We start from the raw sequence: 23,433 nt of genomic DNA, 5'->3' as shown, positions 1-23,433 counted from the left end.
GACGACAGGGGACCGCCATGGTGTTCCGCAGCGAGTACGCAGACGTTCCGGCTCTCGACACACCCATCCACGAAGCGGTCCTGGGCGAGGCCGCCGCATTCGGCGACACGGTCGCCCTGATCGACGGTACGAACGGCCTCTCCCTCACCTACGGCCAGCTCGACACGTTCCACCGCCGCATCGCCGCCCACCTCGCCGAAGCGGGACTCCGCAAGGGCGACGTCCTCGCCCTGCACAGCCCCAACACGATCGCCTACCCCCCGGTGTTCTACGGGGCCACGCGTGCCGGAGCCTCCGTCACCACCGTGCACCCGCTGGCCACGGCCGAGGAGTTCGCCAAGCAGTTGAAGGACTCCGCCGCCCGCTGGATCGTCACCGTGTCGATGTTCCTGGACGTGGCCCGCCGGGCGGCCGAACTCGCGGGCGGTATCCAGGAGATCTTCGTCTGCGACCAGGCCGACGGACACACCTCCGTACTCGACATGCTGGGCTCCACCGCCCCGGAACCCGAGATCGCGTTCGACCCCGCCGAGGACGTCGCCGCCCTCCCGTACTCCTCCGGGACGACCGGCACCCCCAAGGGCGTCATGCTCACCCACCGCTCCATCGGCACCAACCTGGAGCAGCTGCGCCCCTTCATCCCCATGGGCCCCGGCGACAGCATCCTGGCCGTCCTCCCCTTCTTCCACATCTACGGGCTGACCGCCCTGATGAACGTCCCGCTGCGCTGCGGAGCCACGGTCGTCGTCCTGCCCCGCTTCGACCTCGACCAGTTCCTCGGCGCCATCCAGGAGCACCGCATCAGCGGCCTGTACGTGGCCCCGCCCATCGTCCTGGCCCTCGCCAAGCACCCGGCCGTCGGCAACTACGACCTGTCCTCGCTGCGGTACATCGTCAGCGCCGCCGCCCCCCTGGACGCCGAACTCGCCGCAGCGTGCTCGGCCCGCCTCGGCCTGCCGCCCGTACGCCAGGCCTACGGCATGACGGAACTCTCGCCCGGTACCCACGTCGTACCGCTGGACGCCGAGAACCCGCCGCCCGGGGCCGTCGGGAAGCTGCTGCCCAGCACAGAGATGCGGATCGTGTCGATCGAGGACCCCGGCAAGGACGTCGGTACCGGCACCGACGGCGAGATCCTCATCCGCGGCCCCCAGGTGATGAAGGGCTACCTCGGACGCCCCGAAGCCACCGCCGAGATGATCGACGCGGACGGCTGGGTGCACACCGGGGACATAGGCCGTGCCGACGAGGACGGCTGGCTGCACGTCGTCGACCGGGTGAAGGAACTGATCAAGTACAAGGGCTACCAGGTCGCGCCCGCCGACCTGGAGGCCCTGCTCCTGACCCACGAGTCCGTCGCGGACGCCGCCGTCATCGGGGTGTACGACAGCGAGGGCAACGAGATCCCCAAGGCCTACGTCGTACGCCAGCCGGCCGCCCAGGACCTCACCGCCGACGACGTCATGGCGTACGTCGCCGGGCAGGTCGCCCCGTACAAGAAGGTCCGACGGGTCGAATTCATCGAGGCCGTACCCCGCGCGGCCTCGGGCAAGATCCTCCGGCGGGAACTGCGCGACAGGGAGAAGCAGCGATGACCCTTGCGGAACGTGCCCACGAGCGGGGCATCACCACCCTCACCCTCGACTCCCCGGCCAACCGCAACGCCCTGAGCGCACGGCTCGTCTCCGAACTGGCCGGGGCACTCGACGACTGCGCGGCGGACGACACCGTACGGGCGGTGATCCTCACCCACACCGGCAACACGTTCTGCGCGGGCGCCGACCTCACCGCACCGGCCGACCCGCACGCCTTCGTCGCCCTCATGCGGCGCATCGTCACCCTGCCCAAACCGGTCGTCGCCCGGGTCACCGGGCACGTCCGGGCCGGCGGGCTCGGGCTGCTCGGTGCCTGCGACATCTCGGTCGCGGGCCCCGACTCCTCGTTCGCGCTCACCGAATCACGCCTCGGCCTCGCCCCGGCCGTCATCTCCCTGCCCCTGCTGCCCCGCCTGGACCCCCGCGCGGCATCCCGCTACTACCTCACCGGGGAACGCTTCGACGCGGCGGAAGCCGCGCGGATCGGTCTCGTGAGCCTCGCCGCCGAGGACGTGGACAAGGCGCTCGTACCGGTACTGGACGGACTGCGCAGGGCGTCGCCGCAGGGGCTGGCCGCCTCGAAGGAGCTGGCCACGGCTACTGTGCGGAGGAGTTTCGACCAGCACGCAGAAGACCTCATCGCCCGCTCGGCGGCCCTGTTCGCCTCCGCCGAGGCACGGGAGGGGATGACGGCCTTCCTCGAACGACGGGACCCCGCATGGGTGTGGTAACGCCCCCGAACCCGAAATCCCCCAAGCAGGACAGGAGCCGGGCCACCCGCCAACGGCTCCTGGAAGCGGCGGTCGCCTGCCTCGCCGAACACGGCTGGGCAGGCTCCACCGTCTCCGTCGTCGCCGAACGCGCCGGGGTGTCGCGCGGCGCCGCCCAGCACCACTTCCCGACCCGCGAGGACCTGTTCACCGGCGCCGTCGAGTACGTCGCCGAGGAACGCTCCGCCGCCCTGCGCGCCCTGCCCGTCCAGGGTCGCCCGGCGGTGCTCGCCGCCATCGTCGGCCTCTACACGGGGCCGCTCTTCCGCGCCGCGCTGCAGCTCTGGGTCGCCGCGTCCAACGAGGAGCAGCTCCGCCCCCGCGTCACCGAACTCGAGGCCCGAGTGGGCCGCGAGACCCACCGCATCGCCGTCGAGCTCCTCGGCGCCGACGAGAGCCTCCCCGGAGTCCGCGAGACGGTCCAGGGCCTCCTCGACATGGCCCGCGGCCTCGGCCTCGCCAACCTTCTGACCGACGACACGGCCCGCCGCCGCAGGGTGGTGGCCCAGTGGGCCGGCCTGCTGGACGAGGCGCTCGGCGGGTCACGCGCCGCCGGCGACCCGCGTGCCGAGGAAGTCCAGTAGCGCCGCGTTGAACAGCCCGGGCTGCTCGACCCCCGGCAGGTGGCCCGCCCCTTCGATGACGGTCAGCGTGGCGTGGGGGACGAGACGGTGGATGTCCTCGGCGCTGCTGACCGGGGTGTAGACGTCGTCCGCGCCGACCACGATCAGGACCGGTACCTCGACGGCGGCGAGGGTGTCGCGGTAGTCCGGGCGTTCGGCCCGCCCCCGGAGGGCGGCGGCGGCGCCCTCCGGGTCGGTGGCCCGCATCATCCCCAGGACGTGTGCCGCCACGTCCGGCAGGGCGGTGACGTTGTACGCGGCGAGCATCTTGTCGATCACTTCGGCCGCGTAACCGTCCATGCCCTCGGCCAGCAGCCGGTCGGCCAGGGCGTTGCGGAACTCCTTGCCCTCCTCGGTCTCGGCGGGCGCGGACGTGTCGGACAGCACCAGGGCCAGCACCCGCTGGGGGTGGCGGAGCTGGAACTCCATGGTGATCTGGCCGCCCATGGACACCCCGCCGACGACCGCGCGTTCCACGCCCAGGTGGTCGAGGAGAGCGGCGATGTCGTCCGCGAAGCCGGAGAGGAAGACCGTGCCGGGGGTGACGCCGCTCTCGCCGTAGCCGCGCAGATCCGGGGTGATCACGCGGTATCCGGCCGCTGTCAGTGCCTTGACGGACGGCGCCCACAGGGTGCGGTTGAACGGATGGCCGTGAACGAGGACGACCGGCAGTCCGTCCGACGGCCCCTCGTCGTCGTAGTGCAAGGTGGCGTCGTTCAGCGCTGTGTGGCTCATGCCGGCCACCCTAACGTCGTGGCCGGCGGTGGTTCCGTCGGGCAACTGGCAGGGTGCGCACGGAGGTTGAGGCCCCCGTGCGGCATGCCCCGGCGCCGGTACGTCAGTTGCCCAGATCCGCGAGCTGCTCGTACCCCGGGATCTCCCGCGGGTTGCGCGAACCCGGACCGACGTACGTCGCCGAGGGGCGCACCAGCCGGCCCGTCCGCTTCTGCTCCAGGATGTGCGCCGACCAGCCCGCCGTACGGGCGCAGCTGAACATCGACGTGAACATGTGCGCCGGGACCTCCGCGAAGTCCAGCACGATCGCCGCCCAGAACTCGACGTTCGTCGCCAGCACCCGGTCCGGGCGCCTGGCGTGCAGCTCCTGAAGGGCGGCCTTCTCCAGCGCCTCCGCCACCTCGAAGCGCGGCGCCGCCAGCTCCCGCGCCGTACGCCGCAGGACGCGGGCCCGCGGGTCCTCGGCCCGGTAGACACGGTGGCCGAAGCCCATCAGCCGTTCGCCCTTGTCGAGGGCCTTCTTCACGTACGCGGTGGCGTCGCCGGTGCGCTCGATCTCCTCGATCATGCCGAGGACCCGGGACGGGGCACCGCCGTGCAGCGGACCCGACATCGCGCCCACCGCACCCGACAGCGCGGCCGACACGTCCGCGCCGGTCGACGCGATGACGCGGGCGGTGAACGTCGAGGCGTTCATGCCGTGCTCGGCCGCGGAGGTCCAGTAGGCGTCGACCGCCTTCACGTGCCTGGGGTCCGGCTCACCGCGCCAGCGGATCATGAACCGCTCCACCACGGACTGCGCCTTGTCGATCTCGCTCTGCGGAACCATCGGCAGCCCCTGGCCGCGCGCCGACTGGGCCACGTACGACAGGGCCATCACGGCGGCCCGCGCCAGGTCGTTGCGCGCGGTCTCCTCGTCGATGTCGAGCAGCGGTTTGAGCCCCCACACGGGCGCCAGCATGGCGAGCGCGGACTGCACGTCGACACGGATGTCGCCGGAGTGCACGGGGATCGGGAAGGGTTCGGCGGGCGGCAGGCCGGGGTTGAACGCCCCGTCGACCAGCAGACCCCAGACGTTGCCGAACGACACATGGCCGACGAGGTCCTCGATGTCGACGCCGCGGTAGCGGAGCGAACCGCCTTCCTTGTCGGGCTCGGCGATCTCCGTCTCGAACGCGACGACTCCTTCAAGTCCGGGTACGAAGTCGGACATCGGGCGGCTCCCTCGGCTCGGCGGCTGTATGCAGGCCACAGAGGCCCGCTCTCGATACTGGCGGGTACCCACGATGCGGGGAAGGGTGACATCCCGCACAGCACCGGGTTGCTCCGGCGGGCGGTTGTGCCCCCTCCCGGCCCGGCACACCGACCGGCTGCGGCAGGATGGCCCCGTGCCCACAGCTGATGCCACTCCGTCTTCCGCTTCCGCCTCCTCTCGCGCCTCTGCCTCCGATTGCACCACCGATCCGGCCGCGATGCGCGAGCAGTACCGCTCCGAGGACTTCACCGAGAAGGACCTCGCGGCCGATCCGATGGACCAGTTCGCCCACTGGTTCCGCCAGGTCGCCGGGGGCGGCGCACTGCACGAGCCGAACGCGATGGTGGTCTCCACGGCCACGCCCGAGGGCCGGCCGTCCTCCCGCACGGTGCTGCTGAAGCACTACGACGACCGCGGTTTCGTCTTCTTCACCAATTACGGCTCCCGCAAGGGCCGCGAGCTCACCGCGAACCACTACGTCTCGCTGCTCTTCCCCTGGCACCCGCTGGCCCGCCAGGTCATCGTCACCGGCACCGCGGTCCGCGTCGGCCGCGAGGAGACGGTCGCCTACTTCCGCACCCGCCCGCACGGCTCCCAGCTCGGCGCCTGGGCGAGCGAGCAGTCCACGGTGATCGGCTCCCGCGAGGAGCTGGTGACGCGCTACGAGGAGCTCGCCGCCCGCTACCCGGAGGGCGAGAAGGTCCCGGCACCCCCGCAGTGGGGCGGCTTCCGCGTCGTACCGGACACGATCGAGTTCTGGCAGGGCCACGAGAACCGGCTGCACGACCGGCTGCGGTACGTGCGCGAGGGCGAGGACTGGACCGTGGAGCGGCTCTGCCCGTAGGGCCCCGGCCCCACCGGGCCCCGGACACGCAGAAACCCGCAGGCTCTGGTCCCTCCTTGCGGAGGAGCCGGCCGGACTTACCGGCGAGCCTGCGGGTCGGTGACTGCTTGGGTTTCGGCAGACAGCCTGCCGAGGTGCACTGTGTGCGACGACGGGCTGTCAGCCCGCAGCCACCTCACGAATCCGATAAGACTGCACTTTTCGGATCACCTCCTTTCGACGTGTGACCACAGCCTAGGAACCCGTCCCGGGAGACACAAGGCATTTATCGGGGATCGGATGGCCGCCGGATTTCGCGGAAGTGGCTGTGCGGTGGCTCACGTTCGAGTTCAATGGTCTGACGTGCGGCAATGCGGAACACGTCCTGCGGGGGGTACGGAGTGAGTGCTTCCAGGAGCAGTGGAACCACCGACGCGCTCGGACCCGACGAGGACCCCGAGCCGGACCCCGGGCGCGAGCCCCGGGCGGGTGCGATCCCCGGGTCCCAGTTGCTCGCGGCGCTGCTCGACGGGATGGACGCCGCGCTCTGCGCGTTCGACGCGCACGGCACGATCACCCACTGGAACCGTGAGGCCGAGCGGATTCTCGGCTGGTCCGCCGGGGAAGCCGTGGGGCGGAGCGGATTCGCCGGGTGGGCGGTGCGGAGCGCGGACGCGGGGGACGTGCAGGGACGGCTGATGTCCGCCATGGACGCCCCCGGACGGCAGGTCCACGAGTTCGCGCTGCTGCGCAAGGACGGCGGGCGGGTGCTCGTACGGACGCAGTCCTCCGGAGTGCGCGGCGAGGGCGGGAAGCCGGCCGGGGTGTACTGCGCGTTCAGTGAGGTGCACGCGCAGATCGATCTGGAGCGGTCCATCGCGCTGAGCGAGGCGTTGTTCGAGGACGCGTCGTGGGGAGTCGTCCTCGTCGACGTCGATCTGCGGCCGACCGTCGTCAACTCCTATGCCGCGCGGGCGCTGGGAGGCGGGCGTACGGCGCTGCTCGGACGTCCGCTGGGCGAGCTGGTCGTCCAGGGGGTGGAGGACCTGGAGGGCGCGCTGCAGCACGTGCTCGCCGAGGGGGCGCCGCCCGCGCCCGCGGAGCTGTGGGTGACGCTCAGGACGGCCGAGGGCGACCGGCGGCGCTGCTGGCGCAGCGGGTTCCTGCGGCTGGCGTCGCCCCTCGCCGAGGAACCGGTCCCGCTGGGGGTCGGCTGGCTGTTCCGGGACGTGACGGCGGCGAAGCTCGCGGAGCAGGAGGCGGACCGGGTGCGCTTCCGGTCGAACCAGCTGCACCGGGCGGCCCGCCAGGCTGCCGAGTGCGAGGACCCCATGGAGGCGGCGACCTCCTCGCTGGACTTCGCCCTGGCCGGGTTCGCCGACCACGTGGTGGTCGATCTGCTGGCGGGGGAGCGGCTGGTGCGGGCCGCGGCGACGCCGGCCGACGCGCCGGGCCCGTGCCTGCCGGTGTCGGGCGGCTCGATCCCGGTGCGGTACGGGCCGGGGCACCCTGCCCTGCAGGCGGTGGAGCGTACGGGCTCGGTGCGGGCCAGCGCGCGGGCCGGGGCGGACGAGGAGTGGGCGGTGGAACGGCAGTGGCCCCGGGATGCGGTGCACGCGCTGTGCGCGGTGCTGCGGAGCCGGGGGCGGACGCTGGGCGTGGTGACGTTCCTGCGCTCGGGGAGCCGCAGCGCGTTCGAACGCCCGGACGCGATGTACGCGGAGAGCGTGGCGGTCCGGGTCGCCTCGGCGGTGGACCTGGCCCACCTGACCGCCGGCGGTACCGGCCCGTCCGGCGTTTGAGGACGGAACCGTGCACCCGGTCCGGGGTGCCGCTCCCTCCCGCCCGGCCCGGCTCGGCCGCTCAGTGCCGGTAGAAGATCCGGTCCCCGTACTCCCGCATCACGCGCCCGTTCCACTCGTGCCCGCCGTCCACGTTTCCCGACCGCAGCAGCGGCGGCTCGATCCCCCGGGCGACCAGCTCCTCCGCGGCGGTGGCCATCATCGCCTGCATCAGCGCACTGGTGACGACCGTCGACGCGGGCGCGAACGGTGCCTCGATCCCGTCCGCCGTCAGTTCCGCGTCGCCGATCGAGATCTTGCTGTCGAGCACGATGTCGCAGTGGTCCCGCAGGAATCCCCCCGAGGTGTGCCGCGACCGGGTGCCCGTCGCGTACGCGACCGAGGTGACTCCGATGACCGTCAGCCCGAGCGCCCGGGCGTTCTGCGCCATCTCCACGGGCAGTGCGTTGCGCCCCGACAGGGAGATGATCACGAGGAGGTCGCCGGACGTCGCGGGGCTGGAGTCGAGCACGGCGCTCGCGAGACCGTCCACCCGCTCCAGCGCGGAGCCGAGCGTGGCCGGCATGACGTCGACGCCGACGGTGCCGGGGACGGCCAGCAGGTTCATCAGGGCGAATCCGCCCGCCCGGTAGACGACGTCCTGCGCGGCGAGGGAGGAGTGCCCCGCCCCGAAGGCGAAGAGCCGCCCGCCCGCGGCGACCGTGTCGGCGATCGCCGCACCGGCGGCCGCGACGGCGGCGGACTCCTCGTCGCGCACACGCTCCAACAGGCCGATCGCTGCGTCGAAGAACTGACCGGCAAGCGTGCTGTCGCTCATCGAGGAGGCCTTTCCTACGGGGTGGGGTGTCCGTGCCGCGGATCACGTTGCGGTCTGGACCAGTGGGCTGTCAATACCGCTCCGGTGCACCGGCTGCCGCCGCGGCGGCACGGTTGTCGGTGCTATGCGTCAGAATTGGTGCAGGGCCATCGCACGACGACTTCATGTCACAGCATCGAGGGGCACGTATGTCCGGACTGATCGATACAACGGAGATGTATCTCCGCACCATCCTCGAGCTCGAAGAGGAAGGCGTGGTCCCGATGCGCGCCCGGATCGCGGAGCGGCTGGACCAGAGCGGTCCGACGGTCAGCCAGACGGTGGCGCGCATGGAGCGGGACGGGCTCGTCCAGGTCGCGGGCGACCGCCATCTGGAACTGACCGACGAGGGGCGCCGCCTCGCGACGCGCGTGATGCGCAAGCACCGGCTCGCCGAGTGCCTGCTCGTCGACGTGATCGGTCTGGAGTGGGAGCAGGTCCACGCCGAGGCCTGTCGCTGGGAGCACGTGATGAGTGAGGCCGTGGAGCGCCGGGTGCTGGAGCTGCTGCGGCACCCGACGGAGTCTCCGTACGGGAATCCGATCCCGGGCCTGGAGGAGCTGGGCGAGCAGGCGGAGGCCGATCCGTTCCTGGACGAGGGCATGGTGAGCCTGTCCGAGCTCGACCCGGGCGCGGAGGGCAAGACCGTGGTGGTGCGCCGGATCGGTGAGCCGATCCAGACGGACGCCCAGCTGATGTACACGCTGCGACGGGCGGGCGTGCAGCCCGGCTCGGTGGTCAGCGTGACGGAGTCGCCCGGCGGTGTGCTGGTCGGTTCCAGCGGTGAGGCGGCGGAGCTGGACTCCGAGGTCGCCTCGCACGTCTTCGTCGCCAAGCGCTAAAGGCCTGGCCAAGGCTTTGCCGGGGCCTCTTCGGGGCCCCGGCGGGCCGGGCCGCGGCGGCCTTGCGATTGCAGTCGCGGATGCAGATGCACGTGCAGAAGTGGACCAGTAAAGCCCGCTTTCTGTTTTCCGTCCGGAATCGCAGCGCCCGGGCGAATCGCGTGCCAGGCTGTGGCCAGGCATATGACCTGAGAGTGTCGGCAGAGCCTGCCGCGCGGTCGGGGAGGGAGCAGGGAATGCGCCCGTCGTACTGGCATGTGCACCGTGAGGTGGCTGCCGCGCTCCCGGACGCCCTGACGGCCGTACGGCGCGAGTGGCGTGCCCCGGCGGCTCCGCGTGAGGGCGGACCGATCCGTTCCGGAACAGGGGAAGGCCCCGGCGCCCGAGGGCGCCGGGGCCGGTCCTCCCCTGCGCTGACCTGGAGCCCCGAGCTCTCAAGGTCAGTCCCCACGGACCCCTGTCCCCGAGCGGTCCGCTTCCCGCAGAAGGTCTCCCCGCAGTGGCGGGCGTCAATCCTGGAGGGCTGTCACTCGAACGTGGGGTGTTACGAGTCGGAACCCGATTTTCGAATAAAGGTTCGATAGTCTGGCGGAGGCGACCACACGGTGATCGAGGACCAGAAGGGGGTGCCAGAACCTATGGTGCGGCGCATTGATGTGACCGGATCCGACGGCGTACGCCTTGCCGCCTGGGATTTCGCCAATCCGCCCAAAGGGCGTGCGGAGGCCGAGCGCGCCCCCGGGATCTTATTGCTCCACGGGCTGATGGGACGCGCCACGCACTGGTCCTCCACCGCCCGCTGGCTCTCCGAGCGGCACCGGCCCGTCGGCCTCGACCAGCGCGGGCACGGCCGCAGCGAGAAGCCGGCCGAGGGCCCGTACACCCGTGACGCGTACGTCGCCGATGCCGAGGCGGCGATCGAACAGCTCGGTCTCGCGCCCGTCACCCTCATCGGACATTCGATGGGCGCTCTCACGGCGTGGCAGCTCGCGGCCAAGCGCCCCGATCTCGTCAAGGCCCTGATCATCTGCGACATGCGGGCCTCCGCACTCGGGGCGGCCTCGCAGCGGGAATGGGAGGACTGGTTCGACGCGTGGCCGGTCCCCTTCGCGACCCTTGCCGACGTACGGAAGTGGTTCGGCGAGGACGATCCCTGGGTGGAGCGGCCCAACCCGTCCCGCGGTGAGTTCTTCGCCGAGGTGATGGCCGAGCGGTCCGACGGCTGGCGCCCCGTCTTCTCCCGCCGCCAGATGCTCCGGTCCCGGGCGACCTGGGTCTACGACGCCCACTGGGAGGAGCTGGCGCAGGTCCAGTGCCCCGCCCTGGTCCTGCGCGGCCTCGACGGCGAGCTCGGCCGGGCCGAGGCCCAGGAAATGGTCCGCGTCCTGCCGCGCGGGCAGTACGCGGAGGTGGCCGATGCCGGCCACCTCGTCCACTACGACCAGCCGGAGGGCTGGCGCACGGCGGTGGAGCCGTTCCTGGAGCAGCTCGCCGAGGACTTCCGGGACGACAGGGCGCCCGTCAGCCCCTGACGGGGGACGGCTCCGGCGGGCCCGGCCCTCAGCCCCTGACGGGCGACTGCTCCGGGCGGGCCCGGCCCCTCAGCCCTTGCTGACCGCGGTCAGGATCTCCGGGAGCCGGTCCGCCGTGCGGGGCGCGGCCAGCCGCACCCCCAGCCACCCGATGAGCCCCCCGTACACCGTGCCCACCGGCAGCATCAGCCACAGCCAGTCCAGCAGATCGGCCGTGTGCAGCCAGATCGTCAGACCGATCACGGGCCCGCAGAGCAGTCCGGCCACCACCATCCCGCCGAGGATGGAGATCCAGGCCAGCCCTCCCTGCCCGGGCGCCACGTTCTTGAACGCGCCGTCCTGCGGGATCGAGTACGGGAACAGCGCCGAGGCCATGGCCCCCACCGCGAGCATCCCGCCCAGCAGGGCGAACGACAGCCCCATGGCCGCCGGCATCGTCGCCCAGTCCCCGAGCACGGCCGCTGTCACGACGTTCACCAGGACCGTGTACGGCAGGGTGATCAGCAGCAGCGCCAGCGCCCGCGCCCGCAGTTCGAGGTAGGCGTCCCGGGTCGAGGAGATCGTCTGCGCCACCATCCAGAAGGCGGAGGTGTCCTGCCCGAACTGGTTGTACATCTGCATGCCCAGCATGCCCGCCGCGAACGAGGCGAGGTAGACCGAGCCCGCCCCCTGCACCGCGTTGAGCACCGGCACGATCAGACCGACCGCCAGTGCCGTCACCCAGGTCGCCTTCGTCTTCGGGTCCCGTGCGATGTACCGCAGACTCCGCTCCATCACCGTCCCCGTACGCCCCTCGGGAAGCAGCGCGAAGAGCCCGGAGCGGCCGGCTCCGGACCGCTTGGAGGCCGGCTCGGCGGCGGCGATCGTGGAACCGTCCGGTGTTGTCATCAGCTTCACCAGGCTCCGCTGCCACAGCCACCCCAGGGCGCCCAGGGCGAGCACGGAGAGCAGCAGCTGCACGAGAGCCGTCCCGTACGCCCCCTCGGACGCGGACCCCACCGCGCCGAGTGCCGAGGCCGGCGGCAGCCAGCGCACCACGTCCGCGAGCGGTTCGAGCGAGGACAGCCCGCCCGCCCGGCCCAGGCGCTGCGCACCGAAGTTGACGAACTGGATGCCGACCCCGATCACCAGCCCGCTGAGCACCGCGAGATCGCGGCCCTTGCGGGAGGTCAGCAGCCGGATGTTGGCCGTGGCCACGGACCGGGCCAGCGCCACGCAGACCAGCAGCGTCAGCGGTACGGCGACGACCGAGGTCACCACCGCAGCCCAGCCGCGTGCCACGGCGATCACCGAGCCGAGCACCAGGGCGAGCGTGAAGAGCGGCCCGATACCGATCAGCGAGGCCACCAGCAGCGCCCCGATCAGCGGGCGGGGCCGCAGCGGAAGCATGACCAGCCGGCTCGGGTCGAGGGTCTCGTCGCCGCTCGGGAAGAACAGCGGCATCACCGCCCAGCCGAGCGCGACCACCGCGGTCATCAGGACCACGAGGGTCTCCGCCTGGGCGTTGCCGCGCAGCACGACGAGCCCGATCACCTGGCCCACGGCGAGCAGCACGGTGACGACGAGGGACGCGACATAGGCGGCCCGCCGCCCGGACGACTGGCGCAGACCGTTGCGCAGCAACGTCAGCTTGAGCTGTACGAAGACGGGGACGAGGCCGTGGCCCCCGACGGCCGGGACGGCGGACCCCACGGGTGCGTCGAGCACGGTCATCGGGTACCGCCCAGCCAGTCCAGGGACTCCCCGGTGTCCCGGCTGCCCGCGCCGACCAGTTCGAGGAACGCGTCCTGCAGCGAGGACGCCTCGCCGCGCACCTCGGCCAGTGTGCCGTGGGCCCGGATCCGGCCCGCCGCCATGACGGCCACCCAGTCGCAGAGCGACTCGACGAGCTCCATCACATGGCTGGAGAAGACGACGGTCGCGCCGGAGCGCGTGTAGCGCTCCAGCACACCGCGAATGGTCTGCGCCGACACCGGGTCGACGCCCTCGAACGGCTCGTCGAGGAAGAGGACTTCGGGGTTGTGCAGCAGTGCGGCCGCCAGGCCGATCTTCTTGCGCATCCCGGTCGAGTAGTCCACGACCAGCTTGTGCTGGGCGCCCGCGAGGTCGAGCACGTCGAGCAGCTGGGTGGCCCGCTTGTCGACCTCGGCGCCCGGCAGGCCGCGCAACCGACCGGTGTACGCGAGGAGTTCACGCCCCGAAAGCCGCTCGAAGAGCCGCAGTCCCTCGGGGAGCACCCCGATCCTGGCCTTCACCGCGACCGGGTCCCGCCAGACGTCGTGCCCGCCGACCTCGATCTTCCCCATGTCCGGCCTGAGCAGACCGGTCACCATCGAGAGCGTCGTGGTCTTGCCCGCGCCGTTGGGGCCCACCAGGCCGACGAACTTGCCTGCGGGCAGCTCGAGATCGATCCCGGCGACCGCGACCTGTTCGCCGAACCGCTTCCACAGCCCCTGCACCCGCACAGCGGGCGCCCCCACCGCCGGCCCGGAGATGTCCGTGTTGTCCGTCACGGTTCCGCTGTCCGTGTCCGTATGGTCCGGCATGCCACTGCCTTTCGGTATCCCCGCTCGTGGGGACACCCTACGAAAGGCGCGTCCGGGCGTCGGCGGCCTCCCGTGCACAGGCGTAGGCGAGGGGGCTGATGAGCTCCGCCGCGTCGGGCAGCCACCGGTTGGTGTGGGTCGGCCGGCGGGCCCACTGCACGGCACCGCGCCCTCCGACGCGGGTCGGCGGCCCGGCCACGTAATCGCCCTCGCCCCGGCCCACGAGGTCGATCGCCGCGGCGTCCCAGCCCAGGTGCCCCACGAGATCGGGTGCCTTGGCGGCGGCGCCGGGCAGCACGAAGAACAGCATGCGGCGGTCGGGGGTGCACGTCACCGGACCGAGCGTGAGGTCCATCCGCTCCATCCGGGCCAGGGCCAGGAACCCGGCGGTCTCCGGGACGTCGAGTGCGTCGAAGGCGCGCCCCGTCGGCAGGAGTACCGAGGACTTCGGGTGCTCCACCCACATCCGGCGCGCGGCCGCGGCGCTGCCGGTGGCCTGCCCGGCCCAGTCGGGCCGGGTGGGATGGGCTCCGGGGGAGGGGCAGCCGGCGTCGCCGCACGAGCAGCGTTCCCTCCCCTCCACCGCTTCGAGCCAGGTGCCGGGAAACACGTCCCAGTGCCGCTCCTCCGCGTACCGTGCTGCGGCGTCGAGCAGCTGTTCACCTCGCTGTTGGGGGACCTGTGCGGCTTCCGTCACTCCGATGGGCTCTTCCACGAACAACACAACTACCGCCGCCACCTGGGGTTACGGGCGTGGCGCAGTGGGACACGGCGGATCGATCCTGCATATGGGGCGCACGGAGGCATGGACGGGGGCGCGCGTGAGGCAGTGCACCGATGTGCGGGTAACCACTGCAGGACTGTGCCAACTCGCTACTGCTCGTACCCAATGCAGATGAATATGCGCATTTCTTGTGTATGTGCCGGGCAGTGATCCCTTCATTGATCACTGCGGTCTCAGGGGGAAAAATGGCAGCCAGGCCTCTCGTCGCCCGTCAGCCGAACGAACGGCTTCAGACGCTCATCCAGGAAGCCGCCTGTTCCAACGCGGGCCTCGCACGTCGCGTCAACATGGTCGGGACGGAGCGCGGACTCGACCTCCGCTACGACAAGACCTCCGTGGCCCGCTGGCTGCGCGGACAGCAACCGCGTGGCAGGGCACCGGGAATCATCGCCGAGGCGCTCGGCCGCAAGCTCGGCCGTACGGTCACGATCGACGAGATCGGCATGGCCAACGGCAAGAACCTGGCCTCGGGTGTGGGCCTGCAGTTCGCGCCCACCGTGCTCGGTGCGATCGAGCAGGTCTGTGAGCTGTGGCGCAGCGACGTGGGGCGCCGCGACCTGCTGTCCGGGTCGGCCGTGGCCGCGTCGGCGCTGGTCGAGCCCAGCCGGGACTGGCTGATCACGGGCGCGGACCCGCAGGTGGCGCGGACGGCGGGGGCCCGGGTGGGCATGCCGGACGTGGAGGCGGTGCGGGCGATGACGGCCGCGCTCGTCGACCTGGACCACCGCTTCGGCAGCGGACATGTGCGGCCCGTCCTCGTGCACTACCTCAACAGCGTGGTGTCGGGGCTCCTTTCGGGGGCGTACCGCGAATCCGTCGGCCGGGAGCTGTTCGGCGCGGCCGCCCGGCTCACCGAACTGGCCGGGTACATGGCCGTCGACACCGGCCAGCCGGGGCTGGCCCAGCGGTACTACATCCAAGCGCTGCGCCTCGCCCAGGCCGCGGGCGACCGGGCGTACGGCGGCTATGTGCTGGCCGCTTCGATGAGCCATCTCGCGGCCCAGCTCGGCAATCCGCGCGAGATCGCGCAGCTGGCCCGGGCGGCGCAGGAAGGTGCGCGGGGCCGGGTGACGCCGCGCGCGGAGGCGATGTTCCACGCGGCGGAGGCCCGGGGGCACGCGCTGATGGGGGACGCCCGTACCTGCCAGGTGGTGGCGGGCCGGGCGCTGACGGCGCTGGAGTCGGCCGACCCGGACACCGGCGACGACCCGTCCTGGATCGCCCACTTCGACGTGGCCTACCTCGCGGACGAGCTGGCGCACTGCCACCGCGACCTCGGGCAGGCGGAGCCTGCCGCGCGCAGGGCGAAGGAGGCTCTCGCGGCCCTCCCGGAGTCCCGGACCCGACGCCGCGGGATCGGGCTGGTGCTGCTGGCCACCGCGCAGGTCCAGCAGCGTGAGGTGGAGCAGGCGTGCCACACGGGCCTGCGGGCGATGGAGCTCCTGGGCACGGTGCGCTCCAGCCGGGGTGCTGAATATCTCGATGACCTCAAGCAGCGGCTTCTGCCGTACGGGGAGACGCCCGCGGTCCGGGAGTTCGGCGCCAGGATGGAGCTGCAGGCCGCCTGAGCTGCCGATTCTTCGAGTCCGCCATGAACAGCGCCGGAAGCGGGCTGCGTGTTACCGGCTGTGTGAAGGGGTGGTGAGCGCTCCCGGGCGCTTGGCGTGGGGCGGCAGCCACCCGATAGCGTGAGCCGACGATTCCATAGGTTCACACGTAGGAGTCCCGGTGACGCAGAGCGGACAGGGTGACGAGCGGCAGCTCCCTGCTGTACGGCCCGCGCACGAAGGTGTCGTGCTGCCCGCAGAGGGCGGTGCCCCCTGGACCGCGGGAGGGCCCGCAGGAGGCCCGGCGGCCGACCAGGCCGTCCCCGCGGGCGGGCAGCCGTGGGGCCAGCCCTGGGGGCCGCAGGACGCGCACCAGGACGGCACCGCCCCGGGGCAGCTCCCGCCGGAGCAGCACCAGCCGGGTGCGTACGCACCGCAGCAGGGGCAGTACCAGCCCCAGCAGCAGTACGCCGCCCCGCAGGACCCGTACGCGCACCGGCAGGACCCGTACCAGCAGCAGTACGCCCAGCCCCTGCCGCCCGAGGCCGTGCCCGGTATGGGAGCGGGCGGGGACGCGGACGCCACGCAGTACATCGCGCCCGTACCCGGGGGCCCCGGCCCCGGTGGCCTGCCGCCCGAGCACCGTGCCGAGTCGACCCAGTACCTGGGGCAGACGTCCCAGCCCGCCCAGGCGGGCGACGCGGACGCGACCCAGTACATACCGCCGGTGCCCGGTGGAGCTCCGTACGGCATACGGCCCGGGGCCCCGGGCGACCGGCAGCCGCCCGCGGAGTTCGACAGCCTGTTCCGCAGCGAGGAGCCCGCGGGCGCCACGCAGCAGATGCCCCGCTTTGACGCCGGTCAGCAGCAGCCGCGCCGCCAGCAGCCCGGCCGGCCCTACCAGGGCGCGCACGGGCAGCCGCAGCCGCCGCAGGCCCAGCAGCCCTTCCCGCCGGGCGCGCAGGAGCCGCCGGAGCACCAGGGGCGCGGAGGGCAGGGCGGACGGTCCTCGCACATCAAGCTGATCGCCGCGGTCGTCGTCGGCTGTGCCGTCATCGGGCTCGGTGCGGGTGCGCTGATGAGCGGCGGCGACGAGGGCGGCAAGGGCGACAAGCAGCCGGTGGCCGCGCAGAGTTCACCCGCCGCCGGGGATCCGACCGCCAAGGCGGCCGACCCGGCGGAGCCGCAGGCCCAGGCGCTGGACAAGCTGCTCGCCGACAGCAACAACAGCCGTGCGGCGGTGATCGGCGCGGTGGAGAAGATCAAGAGCTGCCGGGCGCTGGACCAGGCGGCCGCCGATCTCAGGGGCGCCGCGGCGCAGCGCCGCGATCTCGTGACGCGGCTCGAGGGGCTCTCCGTCGACCAGTTGCCGAGCCACGCGGAGTTGAAGTCCTCGCTGACGAAGGCCTGGCAGGCGTCCGCGGAGGCCGATGACCACTACGCCGCGTGGGCCGGCCAGGCGAAGAACAAGAAGGTCTGCAAGGGCGGCAGCGCCAAGTCGACCGACGAGAAGGCCAAGGCCGACGCGTCGAGCGGTGAGGCCACCCTCGCGAAGCGCGAGGCTTCGGGGCTGTGGAACTCCATCGCCCAGAAGTACGGCCTGACCAAGCGCGCCCCCACCCAGCTCTGAGCGGTACGACCTTCGGGCCCCGGCTTCTCGGCCGGGGCCCGTCGGCCGTGCGTCAGAACATGCGGCGGGCGTCCATCAGGGTCTCCGTGACGTCCACGAAGCCCTTCTTCTGGGCGACCAGGCGTCCTTCGCGTACTACCTGGAACGTCACCTGCCTGTTGACGATGCGCGGATACCCGGGCGAGCCGATGGTGTCCGCCCAGCGCCAGCGCAGGACCGGTGTCAGGCCGCCGGTGTCCGCCTCGGCGCCCCGGTTGAGGGCGACCGCGAGGCTGCTCGCCGTGATCTCCGGCCGGTCCATCGCCTCGATGACCTTCCTGAGCGCGGTGTACGCGATCCACGTCGTCTGCACGCCGGTGTCCTCGGGATCGATCCGGTTGTCGCCGAAGGCGTACTTCTCGATCACCCCCCGCATCTCGGCCCAGCGGGCATCGCCCGAGTCCGGGTACCAGCCGGTGACGTATGCGCCCTCGAACGGGCTGTTCCGGCCGCCCGTACGGTCGATGAGCGGCTGCCCGATGCTGCCGAGCACGGAGGAGATGCGGACCTCGCTGTCCTCCGGCTCGAGGCGGCGGAACGAGTCGAAGAACGTCTCCGTGCGCTCGCCCAGCACGGCGGTCACACAGCCGTCGCCGGCCTGCTGGAGAGCCTTGGACGCCTGCGAGTCGTACGAGGTGGCCCCCTCGGGGGCCCTGATGTCGTAGGACGCGGGCCGGTCGGCCTTGGTGAGGCTCGAGTCGACGAGCGAGGGCATGCCGTCACCGACCAGCGAGTCGGGCCGTACGAGCGACACCTTGTCGCACGTGGCCGCCAACTGCTGCCCGTTGCCCGCGAGCAGGGCCGACTGGCCGCCGTTGACCGGGTAGGAGAGATAGCTGACGAACTCGTCGGCCGAGGCGCCGTAGCCGCCGATGTACGGAATGCCGGCAGCCTCCAGAGGAGCCAGGAAGGACCGGCCGTACCTGCTGTACGAGCCGACGACCGCGACCGCGTTCTCTTCGACCGCACGCCGGGCGCACTTCGCCGCGCCGCGCGAGGTGTCGTCCTCGTTGCAGGTGATCACCCGCAGCTCGTGACCGTCGATGCCGCCCTGCTCATTGATCCAGCGGCCGTAGGTCCTCGCCATGGCCGGCATGCCCGCCATGTTCACCGAGTCGGCGAGGGTCGCGTCCGGGGCCCAGGTCATGACGGTGACGGGCTCCCTGGAGCCCCCCGAGACTCCAGGGATCACCCCGCAGCCGGATATCAGCAGCGCCCCTGCCGCCGCCGTACACGTGAGGATTTTGTAGGGGCGGGGGGAGGTGAGGCGTCGCCATCCGGTCATGGGCATGAACTTTTCCGCCCCAGGGGTAACGCCGCAGTGTGCTCCGTTCAACGCTCGGTGACGTAAAGGTGAATTGCAGGGGGCTGTGTGCACACGAGCGGAGGGAACGTACGATCGACAACCGTGCAGCAAGGTTCGGAGAACACTTCCCGTCGCGGCCGTCGCTCCTCCACCATGGGCGACATGCCGCTCAACGACATGCCGTGGTGGCGCTGGCGCAGCAATGTGCGCTCGGCGCTGCACATGCTTTCCGACCCCGTCTTCCACCACGAGTGCTGGCTGGCCGGCCGGGAAGGGTACGGCGACGTCACCGACGCCGTGTACCGCCTGGTCGAGGACACCTGGCTGGACAACTGGTCCGCCGAGAAGTACGTCGGGACGATCTTCCGCGACTCGGCCGAGGCGGCCCTCGTGGACGTCGCCGCGCTGCGGGTGCTGCGCATCATGCACCAGGTCGGCGCGGACGCTCCCGTCTCCGTCTACCTGGAGCACCAGGGCTGGCCCGAGGCCGTCGCGGCCGCTCGCGAAGCCCATGTGATGCTCGCCACGAACGACGCCGAGGACCCGGACATTCCGCCGCGTTCCCTGGACGTGCTCCGCATCATGACCAGATCGGCCTGACCCGGGAAGGGTGTGGCACCCTACGGGAATGACCGCGCCGCAGCCTGCCGAATCCGTCCCCGCCGCTGCCTCGGACGCCTTTGCCGAGCAGTACGTCCTCACGCTCTCGTGCCCCGACAAACAGGGCATCGTGCACGCCGTGTCGAGCTATCTCTTCATGACCGGCTGCAACATCGAGGACAGCCAGCAGTTCGGCGACCACGACACCGGTCTCTTCTTCATGCGGGTCCACTTCTCCGCGGACGTCACGGTGAACGTGGACAAGCTGCGGGCCAGCTTCGCCGCGATCGGCGACTCGTTCCGGATGGACTGGCAGATACACCGCTCCTCCGACCGCATGCGGGTCGTGCTGATGGTCAGCAAGTTCGGGCACTGCCTCAACGACCTGCTCTTCCGCTCCGGCATGGGGGCGCTGCCGGTCGAGATCGTGGCCGTCGTCTCCAACCACACGGACTTCGCCGAGCTCGTCGCCTCGTACGGCATTCCGTTCCGGCACATCCCCGTGTCCAGGGAGAACAAGGCGGACGCCGAGGCGCAGCTCCTCGAGCTCGTACGCGGTGAGAACGTCGAGCTGGTCGTCCTGGCCCGCTACATGCAGGTGCTCTCCGACGATCTCTGCAAGCAGCTGAGCGGCCGGATCATCAACATCCACCACTCCTTCCTGCCGAGCTTCAAGGGCGCGAAGCCGTACCACCAGGCCCATGCGCGCGGTGTGAAGCTGATCGGTGCGACGGCGCACTACGTGACCGCGGACCTCGACGAGGGGCCGATCATCGAGCAGGAGGTCGAGCGCGCGGGCCACGGCGTCACGCCGGACCAGCTCGTCGCCATCGGGCGCGATGTGGAGTGCCAGGCGCTGGCGCGCGCGGTCAAGTGGCACGCGGAGCGGCGCATCCTGCTCAACGGCCGCCGTACGGTGGTCTTCGCCTAGGGCCTGACCGGTTCACAGCCGGCTGAGGGACGCCGCGGCGAACAGCACGTCGCGGATCGCCTCGCGGTCGCCCTCCTGCCCCGCCGCGGCTTCCACCGGCGGGACGTGTCCGGCGACCAGCCGGCAGAACTCCACCCCGTCGAGTGCGACCTGCGCGACCGTGTGCTCGGGGGAGCCGACCGCGGCCGGTGAGTCCAGCGCGATGTACCAGTTGCCACCGCCCCGGCCCTCGACCTCCAGATGGAGTGACCGCCCCGGGGATCCGGCCGTCACCAGCTGCCGGGCGGGCGCGGCCAGCCCGGCGCGGCGGCGGCCCGCCAGGGTGGCGGGCAGCAGCCGCGCCGCCAGGTCGATCATCCGGTGGAGATGGGCGGCGGCGGGCGGCTCGTACGGGTAGTCCACCGCGTCCGCGATGTCGCCGCCGTGCACCCAGCACTCGAAGGCCCGCTCCAGGAGCGAGTCCTGCAGCGGGAGGGCGAAGTCCCCGTACGGAACGGACTGCTCCGCGACACCGCGGCCGGCGAAGGACACCGTACGGATGAGGGTGTGGCTCTGGTCGCGCCAGGGCTCCCGGACGGCCCGCGTGGGCGGCCTGAAAGCGGCTGACCAATACGTTTCGGTGCGCTCCGTCGGCGACAGGGGCTTCACACCGGCTCCGAGCGGGTCGTCGAGCCCGAGAGCCGTGGAGACCAGGCCGTCCACGGCCATCAGGTGGGCGATCACCCCGGCGACCGTCGTCTTGCGGTTGACCTGGCGCTCGCCCTCGAACCACTTCAGCCGGACCGGCGCGTGCCACTCGGAGTCGCCGATGTCCCGGAGCAGGGCGTCGAGCCGGGCGGTCTCCGCGTCGTAGGGAGCGGCCCAGGCAGGGACCGGGATCCTCGCCGGGCGGCGGCCCAGGCAGCCCTCCAGGACCCGGGCCCGGAGCATCGGATCCAGGTCCAGGCTGACGTCGCTGTGCAGGAGCCCCACGGCGTCGCGCAGCCGCAGCGCCTCCTCCGCGCAGGGGGCGCACACGGTGAGGTGGTCCTCGACCGCGGCGGTCTCCTCGGCCGAGCAGGCGGCCAGGGCCCAGGCGCCGAGAAGGGACTTGAGCACCTTGTGGGAGAGGACCGGAGGGCCGGGCTCCGTGGGAGTCATCGCCGTGAGGTCCTCGCTGTCGTCCGCGGCGGCCCGTGGCCCGGGTATACGCCGCGCGCCCAGGTTCTCCCCGTCGCGGCCGTTCCCGCCGTTGCCCCCGGTCACAGCGCCCGCCCGTATCCGGGCGGCGAGAAGCCTTCCAGCGGTCGGGTGTTCGCGGTCGAGAGCAGCTGCAGCCCCAGGCGCAGCCGGCGCCGGGCCTCGTCCCCGGTGACACCGAGGTCGGCCGCGGTCTGCCGGTAGTCCCGGCGCTGGATGTACGCGAGCTCCAGCGCGGCGCGCAGCGGCGCCGGCATCGACGCGACGATGTAGTCGGCGCGGGCCGCGGCCGTGGCCCTGCGGACCCGCTGCTCCAGCTCCTCCGTGGACAGGCTGTCGTCCTCGCCGTCGGAACCGGCCCCGTCGTCATCGACGTCGTCATGAGCTCTGCGCAGCCACTGCACGGACCGGTGATGGGTGAGCCGGGTCACCCAGGACCTCATGGAGCCCTGTTTGGGGTCGTACGCGTCGGGGTTCTCCCAGACGTAGCCGAACACCTCGCGGGTCACCACGTCCGCGGCGTCCTCGTCGTCGAGCATCCGGTGGGCCTGGCTGTGGATGAGCGCCGCGAACCGGTCGTAGAGCTCGCCGAGAGCTGCCGCCTCGCCGCGCGCCAGCCGCTGCTGCATCCGGCGGTCCCAGCGGGGTGGTGCGTCCTTCGCCATCGAGCCCCCAGCCCTGTGCCCCTCGTCACGTCGAATGTAGTGGCCGCCGTCGGCCGTGCACGCACCTTTCCACCAAGTACGTCCCTCGAGTGGCGCCGGATGATAGGGAATACGTCACGCGTTGCCGTTTCCGGGCAGGGTAAACGGACTTCAAGTGATCATTTCCGGAGGAAACCCGCGCCGGTTGGTGAGCAGGCGGGGTTTCACGGGCAGGGGACCGGGGCAGCCGCGAGGAGGAACGGAAACTTCCGCATCCTCGGGATTCCCCGGAACGAGAGGCCCAGTCGCGTGACGCTGAAGGTGGACGAGACCGAGCAGGGCGAGTGGACCGTGCTGCGGATCCGGGGCGAACTCGATCTGGTGACCTCACCCGTCGTACGCCAGTCCGTCCACGGGGCGGTGGCCGAGGGGCAGCACGACGTGGTCCTGGACCTCTCGGGCGTCCTCTTCTGCGACTCCAGCGGTGTCGGTGTGCTGATCGCCTCCCGCCGCCTGATGAAGTCCTGCGGCGGCCGGCTGCGGCTCATCCTCCCGGCCAGGGGCGCGGAGGACGGCTCGCACGTCAACAAGGTGCTCGGCGCCCTGGGAGTGCGCCGCCTCTTCGAGGTCTACCCCGACGCCGAGGCCGCCACGGACGAGGAATCCCGGCCCCTCACGGCGTGACCTCCTGAGTTAAGACCAGGTTGTAACACCGGCTGGGGGCTTTAGTGACACGTGACGCCGTTCGGCGTCGTACGCTCCCCGCATGGACAGCGCAGAGTACGAGCGCAAGATCGCGCACCGCTTCGCCGCCTTCGACCAGGACGGCAACGGCTACATCGATCGCGCCGATTTCAACGCCGCGGCATCCCGTCTGCTCACCGAATTCGGTACGACGGCCCGCTGCGACAAGGGGCAGGCCCTCTATACGGGCGCCGAGGCCTTCTGGCAGGGCATGGCGGGCATCGCCGACGTGGACGGGGACCAGCGCGTCACCCGTGAGGAGTTCGTGGGCGGGGCCGTGAAGCGGCTGCGTGACAACCCCGAGCGCTTCGCGGAGATCGCCCGCCCGTTCCTGCGCGCGGCGATCTCCGTCGCCGGCGGCGCGGAGTCCGCAGGCTCGGCGTCCGCTCCCGTGGCGGCCGTGGAGCGGGCCCTGCGGGTCCTGGGCGCCGAGGACGCGGTCGCGGGCGTCGCGGCCCGCAGCCTGGATGCCGACGGGGACGGCCGGATCGCCGAATCGGACGCGGTGGCCGCGTTCGCGGCGTACTTCACCGTGATCGAGCCGGACGCGTAGGACCTCCGCTCAACACGCCCAACCGCACAAGCAGTTCGCGCCGGGCCCGCCGCAACGACCGCGGTGGGCCTGCCCGGGGGTCCCGGGCTGGTGGGGG

At 71.8% G+C, this 23,433-nt stretch carries 22 protein-coding genes; 13 read left to right on the top strand and 9 right to left on the bottom strand.

Annotation, left to right across the window (positions count from 1 at the left end):
• Positions 1–17 precede the first annotated feature (17 nt).
• From ACFQ6X_RS11605 to ACFQ6X_RS11595, 3 genes are read left to right on the top strand one after another with little or no spacing between them, the layout of a single operon-like run.
• Positions 18–1,595, top strand: coding sequence for a 4-coumarate--CoA ligase family protein (locus ACFQ6X_RS11605; protein ID WP_383179555.1), 1,578 nt, complete (start codon positions 18–20; stop codon positions 1,593–1,595).
• Positions 1,592–2,326, top strand: coding sequence for an enoyl-CoA hydratase family protein (locus tag ACFQ6X_RS11600; RefSeq protein ID WP_383179552.1), 735 nt, complete (start codon positions 1,592–1,594; stop codon positions 2,324–2,326). Before ACFQ6X_RS11605 ends, ACFQ6X_RS11600 begins: the two co-directional genes overlap by 4 nt.
• Positions 2,314–2,949, top strand: a complete 636-nt coding sequence (locus ACFQ6X_RS11595; protein WP_383179549.1) for a TetR/AcrR family transcriptional regulator — start codon at positions 2,314–2,316, stop codon at positions 2,947–2,949. Before ACFQ6X_RS11600 ends, ACFQ6X_RS11595 begins: the two co-directional genes overlap by 13 nt.
• On the opposite strand, the gene ACFQ6X_RS11590 is transcribed toward ACFQ6X_RS11595, so the two are convergent.
• Together ACFQ6X_RS11590 and ACFQ6X_RS11585 are read right to left on the bottom strand one after the other, a co-directional pair.
• Entirely contained in the window at positions 2,908–3,723 is an 816-nt protein-coding gene (locus ACFQ6X_RS11590) for an alpha/beta fold hydrolase (protein WP_383179546.1), read from the bottom strand. The two genes, ACFQ6X_RS11595 and ACFQ6X_RS11590, sit on opposite strands and share 42 nt — an antisense overlap.
• A 103-nt stretch (positions 3,724–3,826) precedes the next feature.
• Positions 3,827–4,936, bottom strand: coding sequence for a citrate synthase 2 (locus ACFQ6X_RS11585; RefSeq protein ID WP_383179543.1), 1,110 nt, complete (start codon positions 4,934–4,936; stop codon positions 3,827–3,829).
• A 259-nt stretch (positions 4,937–5,195) separates the two neighbouring features.
• Here ACFQ6X_RS11585 and pdxH point away from each other — a divergent pair, with 259 nt between their 5' ends.
• The gene (gene pdxH, locus ACFQ6X_RS11580) at positions 5,196–5,822 is read left to right on the top strand and encodes a pyridoxamine 5'-phosphate oxidase (protein WP_383179540.1); all 627 of its coding nucleotides are present in this window, start codon (positions 5,196–5,198) and stop codon (positions 5,820–5,822) included.
• A gap of 380 nt (positions 5,823–6,202) precedes the next feature.
• On the top strand, positions 6,203–7,603 hold the full coding sequence (locus tag ACFQ6X_RS11575) for a PAS domain-containing protein (protein WP_383179537.1): 1,401 nt from the start codon (positions 6,203–6,205) through the stop codon (positions 7,601–7,603).
• 61 nt (positions 7,604–7,664) lie between these two features.
• Here ACFQ6X_RS11575 and ACFQ6X_RS11570 read toward each other — a convergent pair whose 3' ends face one another.
• Positions 7,665–8,420, bottom strand: coding sequence for an SIS domain-containing protein (locus ACFQ6X_RS11570; protein ID WP_329208486.1), 756 nt, complete (start codon positions 8,418–8,420; stop codon positions 7,665–7,667).
• Positions 8,421–8,608: 188 nt separating this feature from the next.
• Between ACFQ6X_RS11570 and ACFQ6X_RS11565 the strand changes: the two genes are divergently transcribed.
• Positions 8,609–9,301, top strand: coding sequence for a metal-dependent transcriptional regulator (locus tag ACFQ6X_RS11565; RefSeq protein ID WP_329208485.1), 693 nt, complete (start codon positions 8,609–8,611; stop codon positions 9,299–9,301).
• A gap of 638 nt (positions 9,302–9,939) precedes the next feature.
• Positions 9,940–10,833, top strand: coding sequence for an alpha/beta fold hydrolase (locus ACFQ6X_RS11560; protein ID WP_383179532.1), 894 nt, complete (start codon positions 9,940–9,942; stop codon positions 10,831–10,833).
• A 69-nt stretch (positions 10,834–10,902) separates the two neighbouring features.
• On the opposite strand, the gene ACFQ6X_RS11555 is transcribed toward ACFQ6X_RS11560, so the two are convergent.
• The 3 genes from ACFQ6X_RS11555 to ACFQ6X_RS11545 are packed head-to-tail and all read right to left on the bottom strand — an operon-like array spanning position 10,903 to position 14,103.
• On the bottom strand, positions 10,903–12,546 hold the full coding sequence (locus ACFQ6X_RS11555) for a transporter (RefSeq protein WP_383179529.1): 1,644 nt from the start codon (positions 12,544–12,546) through the stop codon (positions 10,903–10,905).
• Complete coding sequence (locus tag ACFQ6X_RS11550; protein WP_383179527.1) at positions 12,543–13,379, bottom strand: ABC transporter ATP-binding protein; 837 nt, start codon at positions 13,377–13,379, stop codon at positions 12,543–12,545. Before ACFQ6X_RS11550 ends, ACFQ6X_RS11555 begins: the two co-directional genes overlap by 4 nt.
• 37 nt (positions 13,380–13,416) lie before the next feature.
• Positions 13,417–14,103: a bifunctional DNA primase/polymerase gene (locus tag ACFQ6X_RS11545; protein ID WP_383179524.1), complete on the bottom strand. Its 687-nt coding sequence runs from the start codon at positions 14,101–14,103 to the stop codon at positions 13,417–13,419.
• A 245-nt stretch (positions 14,104–14,348) separates the two neighbouring features.
• Here ACFQ6X_RS11545 and ACFQ6X_RS11540 point away from each other — a divergent pair, with 245 nt between their 5' ends.
• Together ACFQ6X_RS11540 and ACFQ6X_RS11535 are read left to right on the top strand one after the other, a co-directional pair.
• Positions 14,349–15,731, top strand: coding sequence for a transcriptional regulator (locus ACFQ6X_RS11540; protein ID WP_383179521.1), 1,383 nt, complete (start codon positions 14,349–14,351; stop codon positions 15,729–15,731).
• A gap of 160 nt (positions 15,732–15,891) precedes the next feature.
• The gene (locus ACFQ6X_RS11535) at positions 15,892–17,340 is read left to right on the top strand and encodes a hypothetical protein (protein WP_383179518.1); all 1,449 of its coding nucleotides are present in this window, start codon (positions 15,892–15,894) and stop codon (positions 17,338–17,340) included.
• 52 nt (positions 17,341–17,392) lie between these two features.
• Here ACFQ6X_RS11535 and ACFQ6X_RS11530 read toward each other — a convergent pair whose 3' ends face one another.
• Positions 17,393–18,664: an ABC transporter substrate-binding protein gene (locus ACFQ6X_RS11530; RefSeq protein ID WP_383179515.1), complete on the bottom strand. Its 1,272-nt coding sequence runs from the start codon at positions 18,662–18,664 to the stop codon at positions 17,393–17,395.
• 174 nt (positions 18,665–18,838) lie between these two features.
• Between ACFQ6X_RS11530 and ACFQ6X_RS11525 the strand changes: the two genes are divergently transcribed.
• Positions 18,839–19,285 carry a hypothetical protein gene (locus ACFQ6X_RS11525; protein ID WP_329215137.1) on the top strand — a complete coding sequence of 149 codons (447 nt, stop codon included), beginning with the start codon at positions 18,839–18,841 and terminating at the stop codon, positions 19,283–19,285.
• A gap of 28 nt (positions 19,286–19,313) precedes the next feature.
• On the top strand, positions 19,314–20,216 hold the full coding sequence (purU, locus tag ACFQ6X_RS11520) for a formyltetrahydrofolate deformylase (protein ID WP_383179512.1): 903 nt from the start codon (positions 19,314–19,316) through the stop codon (positions 20,214–20,216).
• Between the two features lie 12 nt (positions 20,217–20,228).
• On the opposite strand, the gene ACFQ6X_RS11515 is transcribed toward purU, so the two are convergent.
• The gene (locus ACFQ6X_RS11515; protein ID WP_383179509.1) at positions 20,229–21,461 is read right to left on the bottom strand and encodes a zf-HC2 domain-containing protein; all 1,233 of its coding nucleotides are present in this window, start codon (positions 21,459–21,461) and stop codon (positions 20,229–20,231) included.
• Complete coding sequence (locus tag ACFQ6X_RS11510) at positions 21,458–22,060, bottom strand: RNA polymerase sigma factor (RefSeq protein ID WP_383179506.1); 603 nt, start codon at positions 22,058–22,060, stop codon at positions 21,458–21,460. The genes ACFQ6X_RS11515 and ACFQ6X_RS11510 overlap by 4 nt, the downstream gene beginning before the upstream one ends.
• Before the next feature lie 288 nt (positions 22,061–22,348).
• Here ACFQ6X_RS11510 and ACFQ6X_RS11505 point away from each other — a divergent pair, with 288 nt between their 5' ends.
• Both ACFQ6X_RS11505 and ACFQ6X_RS11500 read left to right on the top strand, forming a co-directional pair.
• Positions 22,349–22,723, top strand: a complete 375-nt coding sequence (locus tag ACFQ6X_RS11505; RefSeq protein WP_329208474.1) for an STAS domain-containing protein — start codon at positions 22,349–22,351, stop codon at positions 22,721–22,723.
• Positions 22,724–22,805: 82 nt separating this feature from the next.
• Positions 22,806–23,336 carry an EF-hand domain-containing protein gene (locus tag ACFQ6X_RS11500; RefSeq protein WP_383179503.1) on the top strand — a complete coding sequence of 177 codons (531 nt, stop codon included), beginning with the start codon at positions 22,806–22,808 and terminating at the stop codon, positions 23,334–23,336.
• Positions 23,337–23,433 lie beyond the last annotated feature (97 nt).

This window comes from Streptomyces sp. NPDC056452, assembly GCF_042796085.1.
In the GTDB taxonomy this organism is placed as follows: domain Bacteria; phylum Actinomycetota; class Actinomycetes; order Streptomycetales; family Streptomycetaceae; genus Streptomyces.
This window is presented reverse-complemented; position numbering and strand designations above follow the sequence as displayed.

Excerpts from the sequence above, each read along its gene's own strand:
- ACFQ6X_RS11500 (WP_383179503.1), top strand. The coding sequence starts at position 22,806 with ATGGACAGCGCAGAGTACGAGCGCAAGATCGCGCACCGCTTCGCCGCC.
- pdxH (WP_383179540.1), top strand. The coding sequence starts at position 5,196 with ATGCGCGAGCAGTACCGCTCCGAGGACTTCACCGAGAAGGACCTCGCG.
- ACFQ6X_RS11570 (WP_329208486.1), bottom strand. The coding sequence starts at position 8,420 with ATGAGCGACAGCACGCTTGCCGGTCAGTTCTTCGACGCAGCGATCGGC.
- ACFQ6X_RS11525 (WP_329215137.1), top strand. The coding sequence starts at position 18,839 with ATGGGCGACATGCCGCTCAACGACATGCCGTGGTGGCGCTGGCGCAGC.
- ACFQ6X_RS11510 (WP_383179506.1), bottom strand. The coding sequence starts at position 22,060 with ATGGCGAAGGACGCACCACCCCGCTGGGACCGCCGGATGCAGCAGCGG.
- ACFQ6X_RS11605 (WP_383179555.1), top strand. The coding sequence starts at position 18 with ATGGTGTTCCGCAGCGAGTACGCAGACGTTCCGGCTCTCGACACACCC.
- ACFQ6X_RS11565 (WP_329208485.1), top strand. The coding sequence starts at position 8,609 with ATGTCCGGACTGATCGATACAACGGAGATGTATCTCCGCACCATCCTC.
- purU (WP_383179512.1), top strand. The coding sequence starts at position 19,314 with ATGACCGCGCCGCAGCCTGCCGAATCCGTCCCCGCCGCTGCCTCGGAC.
- ACFQ6X_RS11585 (WP_383179543.1), bottom strand. The coding sequence starts at position 4,936 with ATGTCCGACTTCGTACCCGGACTTGAAGGAGTCGTCGCGTTCGAGACG.
- ACFQ6X_RS11600 (WP_383179552.1), top strand. The coding sequence starts at position 1,592 with ATGACCCTTGCGGAACGTGCCCACGAGCGGGGCATCACCACCCTCACC.
- ACFQ6X_RS11560 (WP_383179532.1), top strand. The coding sequence starts at position 9,940 with ATGGTGCGGCGCATTGATGTGACCGGATCCGACGGCGTACGCCTTGCC.
- ACFQ6X_RS11590 (WP_383179546.1), bottom strand. The coding sequence starts at position 3,723 with ATGAGCCACACAGCGCTGAACGACGCCACCTTGCACTACGACGACGAG.
- ACFQ6X_RS11540 (WP_383179521.1), top strand. The coding sequence starts at position 14,349 with ATGGCAGCCAGGCCTCTCGTCGCCCGTCAGCCGAACGAACGGCTTCAG.
- ACFQ6X_RS11555 (WP_383179529.1), bottom strand. The coding sequence starts at position 12,546 with ATGACCGTGCTCGACGCACCCGTGGGGTCCGCCGTCCCGGCCGTCGGG.
- ACFQ6X_RS11550 (WP_383179527.1), bottom strand. The coding sequence starts at position 13,379 with ATGCCGGACCATACGGACACGGACAGCGGAACCGTGACGGACAACACG.
- ACFQ6X_RS11595 (WP_383179549.1), top strand. The coding sequence starts at position 2,314 with ATGGGTGTGGTAACGCCCCCGAACCCGAAATCCCCCAAGCAGGACAGG.
- ACFQ6X_RS11530 (WP_383179515.1), bottom strand. The coding sequence starts at position 18,664 with ATGACCGGATGGCGACGCCTCACCTCCCCCCGCCCCTACAAAATCCTC.